Raw genomic sequence first — 16,129 nt, 5'->3', positions numbered from 1 at the left:
CGTGCTCGGCCGGCGGTCAGCCGGCTACTCGCGCCGCCAGCGCGTCGCCGATCTCGCTCGTGGTGCGCGTCGTGGTGGCACCCGCGCGCTCGGCGATGTCGCCCTCGACGGCGCGCTGGATCCGCGCCGCCTGCTCGGTCAGGCCGAGGTGCTCCAGGAGCAGCGCGACCGACAGGACGGCAGCGGTCGGGTCCGCCTTCTGCTGGCCCGCGATGTCGGGCGCGGAGCCGTGCACGGGCTCGAACATGGACGGGAACTCACCGGTCGGGTTGACGTTCCCGGAGGCGGCGAGCCCGATGCCACCCGTGATGGCGGCGGCGAGGTCGGTGAGGATGTCGCCGAAGAGGTTGTCGGTGACGATGACGTCGAAGCGCGACGGGTCGTTGACCAGGTAGATCGTCGCGGCGTCGACGTGGCAGTAGTCGACCGTGACGTCGGGGAACTCGGTGGCCACGGCCTCGACGGTGCGCCGCCACAGGTGGCCGGCGTGCACGAGCACGTTGTGCTTGTGCACGAGGGTGAGCTTGCGGCGCGGGCGGGCCTGGGCGCGGGCGAACGCGTCGCGCACCACGCGCTCGACGCCGTAGGCCGTGTTGACCGAGACCTCGTTCGCGACCTCGGCGGGGGTGCCGACGCGGATCGCGCCGCCGTTGCCGACGTAGGGCCCCTCGGTCCCCTCGCGCACGACGACGAAGTCGACCTCGCCGGGGTCGGCGAGCGGCGTCGGGACGCCCGGGTAGAGCACGGACGGGCGCAGGTTGACGAAGTGGTCGAACGCGAAGCGGAGCTTGAGCAGCAGCCCGCGCTCGAGGACACCGCTGGGGACGCCGGGGTCGCCGACCGCGCCGAGCAGGATCGCCTCGTGCTTCGCGATCGCGGCCAGGTCCTCGTCCGTGAGGGTCTCCCCCGTCGCGTGCCAGCGCGCCGCGCCCAGCTCGTAGGGCGTGGTGGTGACGTCGACGTCGGAGCCGGCCAGCACGGCGTCGAGGACCTTGAGGCCCTCGGCCACCACCTCGGGGCCGATGCCGTCGCCGGCGATCACTGCGAGATCCAGGGTGCGAGTCATCCCGCGATGCTACCCACGATCCCAGGTGGTGAAACTGCCGTCTCGCTGAGCGGACCACATCGATGGTGGCCGGACGAGGTCCCGACGGCGGGCGGCCCCGTCCGTCGTCATCGGCCGCCCGGTCCCGGCGCGGGAGCCGCTCGGCCCTCGCCCACAGCGGCGGAGCCTCGCTGACAGCGGCTGGTGGCGCACCTGCCTCGCAGCCCCACCTTCTGACCTGCACGAACGCGACCGAGGAGTCCGAGCCGTCACCCCCAGCCGCCGTCAGCGAGGGCCCAGCCGCTGTGAGCGAGGGCCGGCGTCGGACAGAAGCGCGCGACGCCGTCGGGTCAGAGGACACCGGTCAGCGACACCGCGCCGAGCGCGACGGCGAGGACCACGCACCCCACGGCCGTCCAGAGCATCGCCACCAGTCGGGCCCACGTCTCCCCCACCCGCGGCGGTACGAGCCACCGCAGGTGCTCCTGGGCGTCGAGGTGGTCGAGCGCGTCGGCGGGCAGCTGCAGCACGTTCCAGATCGCGCGCAGCCGCGAGAGCAGACGCACCCCGCCTCCACGTTCGGTGACGGCGTGGATGCGGTCCATGATCCCGAGCCCGTCGGTGAGGTGGCTCGTGAACGCCGTCAGCTCCTCCACCACGGCACCGGGCGCGGCGGCCGCGCGCAGCGTCCCGCGGCGGGAGATGCCGAACAGCAGCGCGGGCACGATCGCCCCGAGCGAGGCGACGACGCCGACCAGGCGCGGGACGCCGTCCCACGTCAGCGCGAGCACGAGGAGCGGCAGCGGTGCGACCGCACCGACCACCAGCAGGAGCAGGGAGGGCCACCGCGTCCACCGCAGCGTCCGCGCGAGCGGGGGCACGACCTGCGTGGCGCGCTCGTGGAGCAGCTGCACGCGTTCCGGCGTCACCGCCGGACCCGGCGCCGAACCCACCCCGGCCATGACGGCGTCGAGCACGCGCCCGACGGCGTCGTCCGCCCCGTTCAGCACGGCCGAGACGCCGTCGGCGAAGGCGGGCGACCGGTCCGGCGCCACCTCGGGGGTGTCGCGCCAGGCGGGGACGTCGGACCCGTGGCGCCCGTCGGATCCGTCGACCCCCTCAGGTCCCGGCTGCGACACGTCCGCGCCTCAGCCGACGCGGGGGTCGAGCAGCTCGAACCGCTCGAGCACGACCTCCATACCCGGGTCGAACCCGTCGTCGCCGAGCACCCGGCGCCAGTAGATCTCGTGCTGCTCGCGCCACGAGCCGAGGCTGAGGTCGTCCTCGCCCTCGGCCGCCGCGAACGCCTCGTCGACCTCGTCGAACCGCGCGAGGTCGACGGCGGTCGTCCGCACCAGCGCGCGGGGGCGCCCCTCGCCGTCGAGCAGGATCGAGAGCTCCCCGACCCGCGGGAGGGGCTCGTCGGGCCCGTACTCCGCGCGCGCCGACGACGTCGCGCTCTTGCGCCCGCTCAGCACGTGCCCCAGCAGCTCGTCGGCGATGCGCGGGTCGTCGCCGAAGGACCACGCCGGCGGCGACACCGCGGCGGCGAGGTCGGTCCCCATGTACACCGCGAGCCTGCCGATGCGTGCCTTGGCGCGCACGGCCTCCCAGTACAGCTGGATCGCCTCGGCCTGGTCGAACGCCTCCCCCGGTGCTCGACGGCGGTCCTGGTCTCGTCATCGCGCGGCGCCTGGGTCATGGGCCCATTGAACCAGCGGTGGACGGCGGACGGGCGGCGGACGCACGAACGCCCCGACCCGGTGGGGTCGGGGCGTTCGCGAGCCGTGCTCGGCGTCGCAGCGTGTCAGATCAGCGCGCGACCTGACCGTCGACGTAGTCGCTGTCGGCCGACTTCTGCCACGCGAACATCTTGCGCAGCTCGCGGCCGGTCGTCTCGATCGGGTGCTGCTCACCCTTGGCGCGCAGCGCGGCGAACTCGGGCGCGCCGGCGTCCTGGTCCTCGATGAAGCGCTTGGCGAACGCGCCGGACTGGATGTCGGCGAGCACCGCCTTCATGTTCTCCTTCACCTCCGGGGAGATGACGCGCGGGCCGGAGACGTAGTCCCCGTACTCGGCGGTGTCGGAGATGCTCCAGCGCTGCTTGGCGATGCCGCCCTCCCACATGAGGTCCACGATGAGCTTGAGCTCGTGCAGCACCTCGAAGTAGGCGATCTCCGGCTGGTAGCCGGCCTCGGTCAGCGTCTCGAAGCCGTACTGCACGAGCTGCGAGGTGCCGCCGCAGAGCACGGACTGCTCGCCGAACAGGTCGGTCTCGGTCTCCTCGGTGAACGTGGTCTTGATGACGCCGGCGCGCGTGCCGCCGATCGCCTTCGCGTAGGAGAGCGCGGTCTCCCACGCCGACCCGGTCGCGTCCACCTCGACGGCGACGATGTCCGGGATGCCGCGGCCCGCGACGAACTCACGGCGCACGGTGTGACCGGGCGCCTTCGGCGCGATCAGCACGACGTCGACGCCGTCGGGCGCCGTGATGTAGCCGAAGCGGATGTTGAAGCCGTGCGCGAACGCGAGCGTCTTGCCCGGCGCGAGGTTCGGCGCGACGTGGTCGGCGAAGATCAAGCGCTGGTGCTGGTCGGGCGCGAGGATCATGATGACGTCGGCCCACGCCGTCGCGTCGGCGACGGTCTTGACCTCGAAGCCGTCCTCGGTCGCCTTGGCGGCCGACTTCGAGCCCTCCTTCAGCGCGATGACGACCTCGACGCCGGAGTCGCGCAGGTTCTGCGCGTGGGCGTGCCCCTGCGAGCCGTAGCCGACGACGGCGACCTTCTTCGAGGCGATGACGGACAGGTCGGCGTCGTCGTCGTAGAACAGCTCAGCCACGATGGGATCTCCTTGGTTCGTTCCGGTGGATTCTTGGCAGGTGGTGCTGGATCAGGCGGACCGCGCGACGCGGTCCAGCGCCCGCTCCGTCATCGAGCGGCTGCCACGGCCGATCGCGACGGTACCGGACTGCACGATCTCCCGGACCCCGTAGGGACCGAGCGACGTCAGCAGCGCGGAGAGCTTCTCCGGACCGCCGGTGGCCTCGATCGTGACGGCCTCGGACGAGACGTCGACGACGTGGGCGCGGAACAGGTCGACGACCTGCAGGACGGCCGTGCGGGAGGCGTCGTCGGCCCGGACCTTGACCAGGAGCAGCTCGCGCTGCACCGAGGCCTTCTCCTCGAGCTCGACGATCTTGATGACGTTGATCAGCTTGTTGAGCTGCTTGGTCACCTGCTCCAGCGGCAGCTCCTCGACGTCGACGACGACGGTGATGCGCGAGACGTCCTCGTGCTCCGTCGGGCCGACGGCCAGGGAGTGGATGTTGAACGCGCGGCGCGCGAAGAGCGCCGAGACGCGGGTGAGGACACCCGGCTTGTTCTCGACGAGCACGGACAGCGTGTGGCGGCTCATGGTTCTCAGTCCTCCCGGTCCCAGCTCGGGGTGATGTCCCGCGCGTACTGGATCGCGTCGTTGGAGACGCCGGCGGCCACCATCGGCCACACCATCGCGTCGCGGCTCACGACGAAGTCGACCACGACGGGGACGTCGTCGATCTCGTTCGCCCGCCGGATGGTCTCGTCGACGTCCTTGGGGTTCTCGCAGCGCAGCCCGATGCAGCCGTAGGCCTCCGCGAGCTTGACGAAGTCCGGGATGCGGCGCGAGGAGTGCCCCGTGTTCAGCTCGGTGTTGGAGTAGCGGCCGTCGTAGAACAGCGACTGCCACTGGCGCACCATGCCGAGCGAGGAGTTGTTCACCACGGCGACCTTGATGCCGATGCCCTCGAGCGCGCACGTGGCGAGCTCCTGGTTGGTCATCTGGAAGCAGCCGTCGCCGTCGATCGCCCACACGTCGCGGTCCGGCTCGCCGACCTTGGCGCCCATGGCGGCGGGGATGGCGTAGCCCATGGTGCCGAGGCCGCCGGAGTTGATCCACGAGCGCGGGCGCTCGTAGCGGATGAACTGCGCGGCCCACATCTGGTGCTGGCCGACGCCGGCCACGTAGGTGGCCTCCGGCCCGGTGACCTCGCCGATGCGGGAGATCACGTGCTGGGGGGCGAGCAGCCCGTCGTCGGTCGGCGTCCACCCGAGCGGGTAGGTCTCGCGCAGCTTGTCCAGCTGGGTCCACCACGCCTCGAGGTCGGGCAGGCCGTGGTGGGCGTGCTCGGAGGAGAGCTCGACGGCGAGGTCGGTGATGACCTCGAGCAGGTCGCCGACGATCGGCACGTCGGCGCGGCGGTTCTTCGAGATCTCGGCGGGGTCGATGTCGGCGTGCACGACGGTCGCGCCGGGCGCGAAGCTCGAGAGCTGACCGGTGACGCGGTCGTCGAAGCGGGCGCCGAGCGCCACCACGAGGTCCGCGCGCTGGAGGGCGGCGACGGCGGGGACCGTCCCGTGCATGCCGGGCATCCCCAGGTGCTGCGGGTGGGAGTCCGGGAGCGCACCGAGGGCCATCAGGGTCGTGACGGCGGGCGCGCCCGACAGGTCGGTCAGCTTCCGCAGCGCGTCGCTCGCGCCCGCACGGATGACGCCGCCGCCGACGTACAGGACCGGGCGCCGCGCCGTCGCGAGCAGCCGGGCGGCCTCGCGCACCTGCTTGAGGTGGGGCTTGGTGACGGGGTGGTAGCCAGGGAGGTCGAGCTCGGTGGGCCACCGGAAGGTGGTCTCGGCCTGCTGGGCGCTCTTGGCGATGTCCACGAGGACGGGGCCGGGGCGCCCCGTGCTCGCGATGTGGAAGGCCTCGGCGATGCGCGCCGGGATGTCGTCCGGGTTCGTCACGAGGAAGGAGTGCTTCGTGACCGGCATCGTGATGCCGACGATGTCGGCCTCCTGGAACGCGTCGGTGCCGATCATCGCGGCGCCGACCTGACCCGTGATGGCGACCATCGGCACGGAGTCCATGTTCGCGTCCGCGAGCGGGGTGACGAGGTTCGTGGCTCCGGGGCCCGACGTCGCCATGCACACCCCGACGCGGCCGGTGGCGTGCGCGTAGCCGGAGGCCGCGTGACCGGCGCCCTGCTCGTGCCGCACGAGGATGTGCCGCATCTTCTCCGAGTCGAGCAGCGGGTCGTAGGTCGGCAGGATCGTGCCACCCGGGAGCCCGAAGATGACCTCGGTGCCCGCGGCCTCGAGGGAACGGACGATGCTGGCCGCCCCGGTCATGCGCTCCCCCGGCGAGGCGGGGACGGCGACGGGACCGGGCGTCGGCGCCAGGCGCGGTCGGCCGGGGGCCGGCGTGCGATGGGGGGCGGCGGGGCCGCGGGACGGGACCGAGCCGGAACTCCTGGTCATCGTCACTCCTTCGTCTCGAACACTCGCGGAACACACAAAAGCCCCTCGAGCCTGGCGGCTGCTGAGGGGCGCTGGGATCGTCGGATCGTCTAGTCGCCCTGGGGAGGTACGACGACGAGCACGACGGTCTGCATGCGACCACAGTAGACCCGTGCTCACGAATGTACCAGTCGGTGGAATCACTGTCTCAGATGCTGGAGATGCCCCGTGGTGCGACAGGTGTGAGCACCCCCGATTCCCGACCATTCCGCGCGGGCGGGCCCCCGGACCGTGATACTTGACCCGCGCGGGGCCACCCGGCCACGGGCGCGCAGGGCGACGGACGAGGGAGGTGGGTCGCGCGTGGCGGACGACGACGAGGCCTGGGCACCCCCGCCGCGCGACGACCTCGCCGAGGCGGTCGGCGTCGACCTCGACCCCCGGTCCCTGCGGGCCCACGCGCGCGTCGGTGCCGCCGGTGCCGGTGCGCCCGCCGGACCCGTGGACGGCGCACCCGCCACCGTCCCGTCCGCCGACTCCGACCAGGGGCGGGGCGTCTCCCACACGGGGATCTCCGTTCCCGGGTACGCGGACCTGGTCGAGGTGGCGCGCGGCGGCGACGGCGTCGTGCTCCGCGCCCGCGACCTGGCCGTCGACCGGGAGGTCGCGATCAAGGTCGTCGACCTCGCCGAGCCGGACGTGCGAGCGCGCTTCGAGCGCGAGGTCGCCCTGACCGTGCGGCTCGGGCGGGCGCACCCCCACATCGTCACGGTGCTCGCCACCCCCGAGACCACCGACGGCCGCCCGTGCCTCGTCATGGACTTCCACGACCTCGGGTCCCTGCACGACCGGCTGCGGCACCACGGCCCGCTCCCCGTCGCCGAGGTGGTCGCCGCCGGGACCGCCATCGCCGACGCGCTCGCCTACGCCCACGCCCAGGGCGTGCTGCACCGCGACGTCAAGCCGCAGAACGTCCTGCTGCTGCCGACCTCGTACGTGCTCGCCGACTTCGGCATCGCCCGGACCGTCGACGCCGGGCGCACCGCCTCGCTCGAACGGTTCAGCTACCGCCACGCCTCGCCCCAGGTGCTCGACGGCGCGTCCCCCACCCCGGCCGACGACGTGTGGTCGCTCGGCTCCACCCTCTTCACGCTGCTCGACGGCCGGGCGCCGTTCGCCGCGGACGACCCGGACGAGGACACGGCCCTGGCCTACCTTCGCCGGGTTCGGCTCGGTGGTCGGCGCGCGCTCACGCGCGAGGACGTCCCGCCGGTGCTCGCCGCGCTCATCTCGGCGTGCCTCGCGCCCGACCCGGCCGGCCGTCCGCCCGGCGCGGCCGACGTCCTCGCCGCCCTGCGAACGGTGCCGACCGAGGCGCGCGGGTGGGATCCCGACGCGATCTCGCGCGGCGAGGTGTCGACGGCGTCGTCGGCGTCGCCCTCCGCACCCGCGGAGCCCGCGTCCGACGACGTCACGCGCGAGCGGCCGTCGCTCGTGGCCCCCGGGGCCGAGACTCCCGGGTCGCCCGCCACACTGCCCGCCACCCCCGCCGACGGCCCTCGTCCCGCAGCCGCCGACGCGCCCCTCGCGCGCTCGGCCCTCAGCCACCTCGGCCGCGGCGAGCGGCGTCCCGGTGCCGCACCTGCCGCCACCGACGACGCGACCGGACTCGCTCCCGACGAGGCGACCGGGCGCGGCCCGATCGAGCCCGGCGGGGGTTCCGACCCGGACGAGCTGGTCGGGGTGTCCCGGGCGTCCCGGCGCGGCGGCACGACCGGCGGCGAGCACGACGGGGGCGGCCGTTCCACCGCCTGGCGCCGTGGCGCGGCGTTCCTCGGAGGCGCTCTGCTCGTGGGGGCGGCGATCGGCGTCGGGCCCGTCGTCGTCGACCTGGTGCGCGGCGGTTCCGGCCAGGAGCCGACGCAGCAGACCAGCACGGGCGGCGGCGACACGTCGGGCGGGACCGGCACGGACGGGACGGGCGGCGAGCCCGGGGAGACGCCGGCCGGATCGGGGCAGGTCGCCACGGAGGGGGCGGTGCCGGAGTTCGGCGGCGACCTGCCCGCCGACCTCCAGGAGGCGCAGACCGGCAACCCCGACCTCGCCCCGACCGGTGTCGCGGCGGTCGATCGCGGCACATCGGCCGAGATCACCTGGAACGCGCCGGCCGACGAGGAGGTGCAGGTCATCGTCGTGAGCCAGGTCGAGGGCTCCCCCGCCCTCGCCTACGAGCTCCTTCCCGCCGGTTCCACCAGCTTCCTCGCCGAGGGTCTGGACCCGTCGGTGCGGGTGTGCTTCGCCGTCGTCGGGCTGGGCATGGTCGACGGCGCCCTGGACCGGGGCGCCTCGGCGCAGCGCTGCCTAGAGCGCTGAGACCCGCCCCCGTCACCCCCGGATCAGCGCCGCAGCACCGCCGGCGAGACGCCCCACCACAGCCGCTGGAACCACGGGAGCGTCCGGCGCAGGGCGCGGGACGTGTGGCGCGCGAGGCGCCAGTCCTCGCCGGACGGCGACTGCCCGCCGTCGACGTCGTGGGACGAGGGCGCGAACTCCGCGGCCTCCGCCCGGCGTGCGAGCGCCCGGACCGACGCCGGCGCACCGGCTCCGACCAGCAGCTCGGCGGTCGCGAGCGCGTCCTGCCCCGGTCGCTGCTCGAGGCCCGCGAGCCACGCGGCGTCGGTGACGTGCTGCCAGGCGCCGCGCACCCCCGCGGCGCGCCACCGCCGCCGTCGGACGGCTCGCAGCGCCACCGACGCGAGGGCGAGCGCCGCGAGGGACGCGCCCGCGACCGACGCGACGAGCCCGGCCACCCCGCCGCCCCCGTTCGCGGCGTCGTCACCGCCCTGCGGCGCCGCGTCGTCGCGCAGCGTCTCGGGCTCGCTCGGCACCGGGCTCTCCTCACCGTCGAGACCGGGGTCCCCGGTCGGCGACGGCGACGGCTGGGCCCCGGAGCCGTCACCCGACGAGGCGTCGGGGCTCGGGTCGAACGCGACCCAGCCCGCCTCCGCGAGGTACACCTCGGCCCAGATCGCGGCGTCGGCGCCGCTCACGGTCGCCGCCTCGGCACCCTCCGCGGCTCCCGGCACCTCGAACCCGACCACGAGCCGGGTGGGGAGCCCGAGCGTGCGCCCGAGCACGGCGAAGGCGCCCGCGAACTGCTCCTGCGTCCCCCGCTGCCCACCCTCCTCCTCGGGCAGGAACAGGAACTCCGCCAACCGGCCGTAGGAGGAGCCGCTGGCGGCGGCGTCCTCCAGCGTGCGTCCCGCCCGCACCCCCTCCGCGAGCAGCGTCGCCTGCTCGAGCCGCGACGTCGCGCCCTCCGTGAGGGCGGCGGCCTCGGCTCGCAGGTCGTCGCTGATGCGCGGAACCTCGAGGTAGCGGGCGGCCCTGGCGGCGTCGGGGACCCCGGCGCGCGCCGCCAGGTCGGGCTGCGGGGCGTCGACGGTGACCCGGGCGCGGTAGCTCGGCGGCTCCGCATCGGTCCGGGCGCCCTCCAGCACGAGCGTGCCGGTGTCGACGTCCGCGAGCGGAGCGACACCCGTGATCGTCTCGACGTGGCCGAGGCTCGGCAGCCACGCCGTCCCGAGCTCGCGCACCTGCACGCTCAGCTCCAGGACGTCGCGGCGGGTGCCGGCCGGCAGGTCGGGTTCGTCCACGACGCCAGGGGCACGCAGCCGCGCCGCGAGGCGCCAGGTCGACCCGTCGAAGTCCGGCAGCACCGCGAGCGAGAGCCGCTGCGGGAGCGGGGTGCCGTGGGCCGTGACGTCGAACAGCGTCGTCTCGCCGCCCCGCAGCCAGCCCGTCACGTCGGGCACCGGGTTCACGGCCTCGGCCGGCAGCACCGGCGGGGGCACGTACCGGCGGGCCTCGAACGCCCCGGCGGTCGGCACCGCCAGGGCGACGACGGCGGTGCCCGCGGCCGCGAGGACCAGCGCGCCCGGGAGCACCACGCCGTGGCGCCGTCCGTCCTGCGCGCGGGCGGGGGCCTCCCCCAGCACCCACCCGAGGCCGGCGACGGCGAGCGTGAGGATCGCGACGACGACCGCGGTCGCGTCCTGGCCCGCCACCAGCACGGCCGCGGCGGCCTGCAGCACCACGGAGCCGAGCAGCCCGGCGACACCCGCCCGGCGCGGGGCCAGGCCGCGACGCGGGACGACGGCGAGCGCGACCGCCAGCGCCACGACCCCGACGAGCAGCACCGTCGGTGCGAGCAGCCCGACCCCGGCCGGCGCGGGACGCGGCGCGGTCAGGAGCCGCGGCAGCGCGTCCAGGAGCGGCACCACCGACCGGGCGCCGGCCGGCACCGCCTCGAGACCGCTGCTGGCCATCGTGGAGGTCACGACGGCGAGGAGGCCGACACCGGCGACCGCGACCACCCAGCGCGCCAGTCGCAGCAGCGACCCGAGCACGACCACGCCGACACCGGCGAGCACGACGCCGGCCAGCACCAGCGGCACCGCCCACCACGCGTAGGCGGACGCGAACGGGACGCAGCCGAGCAGCAGGAGCGTCGTGGACCAGACGGGCACCCACCAGGCGCGGGGGTGCCGCGAGCCGTCGTCGACGCCGTCACCGGGCCACCGCCGTCCGCCACCCGTGCACGAGGTCGTCCGCGCGCGGGCCGCGCAGCACCGTCACACCCTGGACGGCCGAGACCAGCGCGCGCGGATCGGGGTCGACGACGGCGATCACCGCGGTCGGTGCGGCGGCGGCCTCGAGCAGCAGCACGCCCAGGTCGGCCTGGGCACCGGTGACGACGACGAGCACGTCGGGCGCGCCGGTGGTGAGGGGCAGGTCGGCGGGGCCACCTGCTGCGTCGTCGGCGTCGCTGTCGCCGTTCCCGACCCCGCGCAGGAGCGCGAGCGCCTCGCGGACGTCCCGGGCGAGCTCGGCGCCGCCGTCGCCGACGCGGGAGACGGGGTTGTCCAGGTCGAGGCCGCCGACGGCGGTCACGAGCCGCCCCGGGCTCTCGCGCTCGGAGGCGGTCGCCAGGAGGCTCGCGGCGACGTCGACCGCCTCCTCGAGATCCGCGGGCGAGGCGTAGCTCGCGAGGCGGTCGTCCAGCAGCACGGTGAGGAAGGGCAGGGCGGGGTCGGCGTCCTGCCGGACCATGAGCTGACCGCGGCGCGCGCTGGTGGCCCAGTGCAGGCGGCGCAGGTCGTCACCCGCGATGTACTCGCGCAGGCCCACGAGGTCGGTCCCGCCGTGCTCGATGCGCTCCTGCGCCCCGGTGTGCCCGCGGCGCAGGCCGGGGGCGAGGGAGAGCGCGTCGAGCACGCGCGGCTCGACGAGCACGCTCGTGGCCTCGCCGTGCCGACTGGTGCGCACCACCAGGCCCGCGACCCCGGACCGGCGCAAGAGGAGCGGCCCGAAGACGACCCGGCCGCGCCGGTCGGTCGGGATGACCTCCCGCCCGGTCCCGCGCTCCCCCGGCGCGAGCCGTGGCAGGGCGACGGGCCGCAGCTCGTCACCGACGCGGTCGAGGCCCTCGAGCCGGAGCGAGGCCCACGAGGAGAGGTTGGTGACCGTGATCTCGGCCGTGCAGTCCGCCAGGCGCGTCACGCGCGTGAGGCTGGTGCGGCGCTCGACGTCGACCGGGACGCGCGCGAGCACGCCGGCGAGCGAGATCGCCAGCAGCACCACGAGACCCGTGCCGAGCGCGACGACGGAGGGGAACCGGGCGAGCAGGCCACCCGCGAGCAGGGCGAGCGCGAGGGCGAGGACGGCGGTGCCGCGGGCCGTGAGGCGCGGCGGTCCCCAGGCGTGGGTGTCGGCGTGGGTGTCGGCGCCCGTGTCGGACCCCGCGCCGGTGGCGGTCCCGTCGGCCGCGCCGGTGGGGTCGAGCGGCGGCACGGCTCAGGCCGCGCCGGGGCGCGGCACCTCGACGCGGTCGAGCACGTCGAGCAGCACCTGCTCCGTGGTCGTCCCGGCGAGCACGGCATCGCGCGTCAGGATGACGCGGTGGCCGAGCACGGGGACCACGAGCCGCTGCACGTCGCTGGGGACGACGTAGTGCCGGCCCTGCGTCGCGGCCCAGACCTGGGCGGCGCCCACGAGCCCGCGCAGCCCGCGTGTCGAGGCGCCGAGCCGCAACCGGGCGTCCTCGCGGGTGGCGGCGCCGACGGCGCGCACGTAGCCGAGGATCGGTTCGGCGACGTGGACGCCGCGGAGGGTGGCGGCGGCCGCGGCGACCTCGTCCGGCGTCGTCACCTGGGGCACGTGCTCCACGGAGCCGGCTCGGCTGCCGGGCCGCAGCACCTCGATCTCGTGCTCGGCGTCGGGGTAGCCGATCTCGACCTTGACGAGGAAGCGGTCGAGCTGCGCCTCGGGCAGGCGGTAGGTGCCGTCGAGGTCGACGGGGTTCTGGGTGGCGATGACCAGGAACGGGTCGGGGACGCGGCGTCCGATCCCGTCGGTCGTCACCGTGCGCTCGGCCATCACCTCCAGCAGCGCCGACTGCGTCTTGGCGGCGGCGCGGTTGATCTCGTCGGCGAGCAGCACGTGCGTGAAGACCGGCCCCTCGCGGAACGTGATCTCACCGGTGCCCGGCTCGAAGACGGACGTGCCGGTGACGTCGGAGGGCAGCAGGTCCGGGGTGAACTGGATGCGGCGCGAGCTCCCGCCGAGCGCGGCCGCGACCGCGCGCGCGAGCGTCGTCTTACCGGTGCCCGGGACGTCCTCCAGCAGCACGTGCCCACCCGCGAGGAGCGAGACGATCGCGAGCTCGACGACGGGCCGCTTGCCCCGCAGCGCCTGCTCGACGGCGTCGACGATCCGGTCGTGCAGCACGCGGACCTCGGCGATCCGGGCGGGGGCGACGTCGGTGGCGGGCGTGGTCATCGGTCCTCCGGGGACGGGGTGCGGGTCGTAGAGGTGGTGGGGGCGGTCGTCGCGGCGGCATCGGACGTATCCGTCGCCTCGGCGAGGGACGTGCGACGACGCTTCAGCCGCATGGCGCCGGCCGTGCCGAGGAGCAGCACGCCGGCCGCGACGGCGGGCGGGTGCGGGATCTGTGGTGCGGTCCACGGAACGGGGACGACCTGGACCTCTGTCGGGGGCAGCGACGCGATCTGGTAGCACGGCCCGCCCGGCTCGCAGTAGGCCTCACCCGGGGCGTCGGCGTAGCCGGAGACGGTGGCCGTGATACCCGCGGCCCACCCGCTGCCGGTGAAGGTCACCTCGCCGCTCGCCCACGCACCGACGTTGCGGGCGCCTCGCTGCTCGGCGATCGTCGTCGGCGTCGCGCAGTCGATCACCTGACCGCCCGTGGTGCACGTGCCGGGCGTCTCGACCCAGCTCGCGATGGGCGCGTAGTCGACCGCCGCCGTCACCGTGTTGGTGCCCGTGGAGTTGCGGCCAGTCAGCACACCGTCGTTGTCGCTCGGCACCGGGAGGGCCGCGAGGCTGCCGCTGCCCGAACCCGCCGCCCCCTCCCCCGCCGCGTTCGTGGCCGTGACCGTCGCGCTGACGGTGCCGCCGTCACGGCACAGCCCCTGGGCGTTGCAGTCGATCGTCACCGCGTGTGTCGTCTGGCCACCGAGCGGGACCTGGGTCGGGGTCACCGACGGGCCGGAGAAGTTCAAGGTGTAGTCGATGATCGGCGAACCGCCATCGGCCGGTGGCGTGATCGCGAACGACAGCGCCACCTGCTGCGGCGAGTTCCGCGTGACGGTGACCCCCACCCCGGGTGCACCTGGGCGCGCAGGGACGGTCACGGAACCGCTGGCGGCGGAGACCGCTGTCTCCGTGCCGACGTGCGAGACCACCTCGTACGCGACGGTGCTGCCGGCCGCCGCCGGCACCGTCGCGCTGGTCGCCGTACCCGCATCGGTCAGCTGCCCACCCCCGGCGGGTCGGACGCTGTACCGATCCGCCCGCGTCGCGGCGTTCCAGGTGACGATGACGGTGCCGTCCGGCCGCGCCGTCGCGGACACGCCCGTCGCCGCCGTGGGGCGGTCCGCCGTTGGGGTCGGAGCCGGGGTCGTCCCGGTCGGGCTCGGCGTCGTCTCCGTCGGACTCGGCGTCGTCTCCGTCGGGCTCGGCGTCGTCTCGGTCGGACTCGGCGTGGTCTCGGTCGGACTCGGCGTGGTCTCGGTGGGGCTCGGCGACGTCGGATCCTCGGTCGGGGGCGTCGAGCCGGGAGCACACTCCGGCGTGTACGTCGTCTCGCGCGTCACGGGCTGCGTCACCGCCGGGACGTGCACCGCCGTCACGCGCACCTCGATCTCGCGGCCGCACACGAGCTCGGTCAGCGTCGACTCGAGCGGCGCGGTGGCCGCCACCTCGGCCCCGGTGCCCACCGACGCGGTCACCTGGTAGCGCACGGCCGGGACCTCCGAGGCCTGCCACGTCACGCGGGCCGTCGCCGGGTCGTTCGCGGCGGTGACACGGATGTTCGTCGGTGCGTACTCCTGCACGGGGCCGGTGCCGGTCCCGGTGTCGGTGGGCCCGCCCGTCGTCGGCGGGACGACCGTGCCGCCGTCGGTGGGGACGTCGGTCGGCAGGTCCGTCGGCACCGGCACGGACGGCAGACCCGGGGGCGGCGTCGTGGGGACCGGCGGCGTCGGCACGCCCGGCACCTCGGGCGGCTGGGCACCCGTCGGGGTGTCGGTCGGCGCCGCGGGCGCGTCCGTCGTCGGTACGGGCGGCTGCGGCGCGGTCGGACCGCCCGCCCCGGGCACCTGGGGCTGCGGCGGGGCCGGTCGCGGCGGGAGGGGGCGATCCACCGGGACGGGCGTGACCGCCGTCGGCTCGGGCTCGACCACGCGCGTGGTGCCACCGCCGTCGACCAGCACGTACCCGCCCGAGCGGTCCTTCGTGTGCACGACCAGGCGACCCTCGTCGATCGTCAGGCGCGGGTCACCGCCGCCCGGGACGATGATGTCGGCGGCGCCGCGGCTGCCGTCGGAGTTGAGCACGACGACCTTGCCGGCGCCGGTGCACGGCACGTAGATCCGCCCCGAGAACGTCTGCGGCTGCGCGGGCCGCTCGCACCCGATCGCGGCGACGTCGACGCTGAGCACGTCGCGCCCGCTCAGCACCACCACGCGCCCGCGCTCGGGGATCGAGGCCGGGACGAGGTCCGACGGCGAGCGCGGCGCGACCTCGAGGGCTCCCTCGAGCTGCGGCACCCCCGCGCTCACGTCGCTGCCGGACCCGATCTGCACGACGGCGCCGCGGTCCGGTGCGAACACCGTCACGCCGCGCGCGTGCGGCACCAGGCGCGAGGCCGGGCCCGCCGCCTCGACGGGGACGTCGGTGCGCACCGCGTGCTCGCGCGCCTCGGTGCGGTACTCGAGCTCCTGGAGCCGGCCGTCCTGCCCGATCACCCAGACGCGCCCGGCGTCGTCGATCGTGGCGTCGGCGAGCGCGTCGGTCCGGTACGGGGTGCCGATGTCGGCGAGGGTGAGGGGGCTGACGGCGCGGACGAGGCCCTCACCCAGCTCGACGAGCGCGACGTGACCACCCCCGACGAGCACGCGGGTGTCGGCCGGGTCGGCCGCGGTCCGCTGCCCGCTGGCGAGCAGCGTGCTGAGGTCGACAGCGGTGATCTCGCCGGTCAGGCGGTCGGTGACGATCAGGCGGCCGTCGCGCTGCGCGAGCTCGAGCTCGGCCTCGCCCGCCGCGATCTGCAGCCGCCGCTCGGGCTCACCGGTGGCGGGGTTGATCTGCACGACCGTCCCCTGGTCGTCCTCGGGCAGCCAGGTGGTGCCGTCGGACATGTCCACGAGGGTGCTCGCGACGCCGTTGCCGACGATCGCACCCACCACGAGGAGGGCTCCGGCCATCGCGACCCCGACCTCGACGGCTC

11 protein-coding genes are annotated in these 16,129 nt (G+C 75.2%); 1 reads left to right on the top strand and 10 read right to left on the bottom strand.

What is annotated here, in order from left to right; genetic code table 11:
- Window positions 1–16: 16 nt before the first annotated feature.
- The 6 genes from QQK22_RS03740 to QQK22_RS03715 form a co-directional block, all read right to left on the bottom strand.
- The gene (locus tag QQK22_RS03740) at window positions 17–1,066 is read right to left on the bottom strand and encodes a 3-isopropylmalate dehydrogenase (protein ID WP_284249523.1); all 1,050 of its coding nucleotides are present in this window, start codon (window positions 1,064–1,066) and stop codon (window positions 17–19) included.
- Window positions 1,067–1,395: 329 nt separating this feature from the next.
- Window positions 1,396–2,184: a hypothetical protein gene (locus tag QQK22_RS03735; RefSeq protein WP_284249522.1), complete on the bottom strand. Its 789-nt coding sequence runs from the start codon at window positions 2,182–2,184 to the stop codon at window positions 1,396–1,398.
- Window positions 2,185–2,193: 9 nt separating this feature from the next.
- Entirely contained in the window at window positions 2,194–2,649 is a 456-nt protein-coding gene (locus QQK22_RS03730; protein WP_284249521.1) for an ASCH domain-containing protein, read from the bottom strand.
- A 208-nt stretch (window positions 2,650–2,857) separates the two neighbouring features.
- Complete coding sequence (gene ilvC, locus QQK22_RS03725; protein WP_284249520.1) at window positions 2,858–3,886, bottom strand: ketol-acid reductoisomerase; 1,029 nt, start codon at window positions 3,884–3,886, stop codon at window positions 2,858–2,860.
- A 51-nt stretch (window positions 3,887–3,937) separates the two neighbouring features.
- Window positions 3,938–4,462, bottom strand: a complete 525-nt coding sequence (gene ilvN / locus QQK22_RS03720; protein ID WP_284249519.1) for an acetolactate synthase small subunit — start codon at window positions 4,460–4,462, stop codon at window positions 3,938–3,940.
- Window positions 4,463–4,467: 5 nt separating this feature from the next.
- Window positions 4,468–6,339: an acetolactate synthase large subunit gene (locus QQK22_RS03715; protein WP_284249518.1), complete on the bottom strand. Its 1,872-nt coding sequence runs from the start codon at window positions 6,337–6,339 to the stop codon at window positions 4,468–4,470.
- Between the two features lie 342 nt (window positions 6,340–6,681).
- Here QQK22_RS03715 and QQK22_RS03710 point away from each other — a divergent pair, with 342 nt between their 5' ends.
- Window positions 6,682–8,691, top strand: a complete 2,010-nt coding sequence (locus tag QQK22_RS03710) for a serine/threonine-protein kinase (RefSeq protein ID WP_284249517.1) — start codon at window positions 6,682–6,684, stop codon at window positions 8,689–8,691.
- Window positions 8,692–8,714: 23 nt separating this feature from the next.
- Here QQK22_RS03710 and QQK22_RS03705 read toward each other — a convergent pair whose 3' ends face one another.
- The 4 genes from QQK22_RS03705 to QQK22_RS03690 are packed head-to-tail and all read right to left on the bottom strand — an operon-like array spanning window position 8,715 to window position 16,106.
- Entirely contained in the window at window positions 8,715–10,847 is a 2,133-nt protein-coding gene (locus QQK22_RS03705; RefSeq protein ID WP_284249516.1) for a transglutaminase domain-containing protein, read from the bottom strand.
- A 40-nt stretch (window positions 10,848–10,887) separates the two neighbouring features.
- Window positions 10,888–12,171 carry a DUF58 domain-containing protein gene (locus QQK22_RS03700; RefSeq protein ID WP_284249515.1) on the bottom strand — a complete coding sequence of 428 codons (1,284 nt, stop codon included), beginning with the start codon at window positions 12,169–12,171 and terminating at the stop codon, window positions 10,888–10,890.
- Window positions 12,172–12,174: 3 nt separating this feature from the next.
- Window positions 12,175–13,158, bottom strand: coding sequence for an AAA family ATPase (locus QQK22_RS03695; RefSeq protein WP_284249514.1), 984 nt, complete (start codon window positions 13,156–13,158; stop codon window positions 12,175–12,177).
- Window positions 13,155–16,106, bottom strand: coding sequence for a hypothetical protein (locus QQK22_RS03690; RefSeq protein ID WP_284249513.1), 2,952 nt, complete (start codon window positions 16,104–16,106; stop codon window positions 13,155–13,157). Before QQK22_RS03690 ends, QQK22_RS03695 begins: the two co-directional genes overlap by 4 nt.
- Window positions 16,107–16,129: the final 23 nt, after the last annotated feature.

Origin of the sequence: Litorihabitans aurantiacus (assembly GCF_030161595.1) — a bacterium.
Lineage (GTDB): Bacteria > Actinomycetota > Actinomycetes > Actinomycetales > Beutenbergiaceae > Litorihabitans > Litorihabitans aurantiacus.
This window is presented reverse-complemented; position numbering and strand designations above follow the sequence as displayed.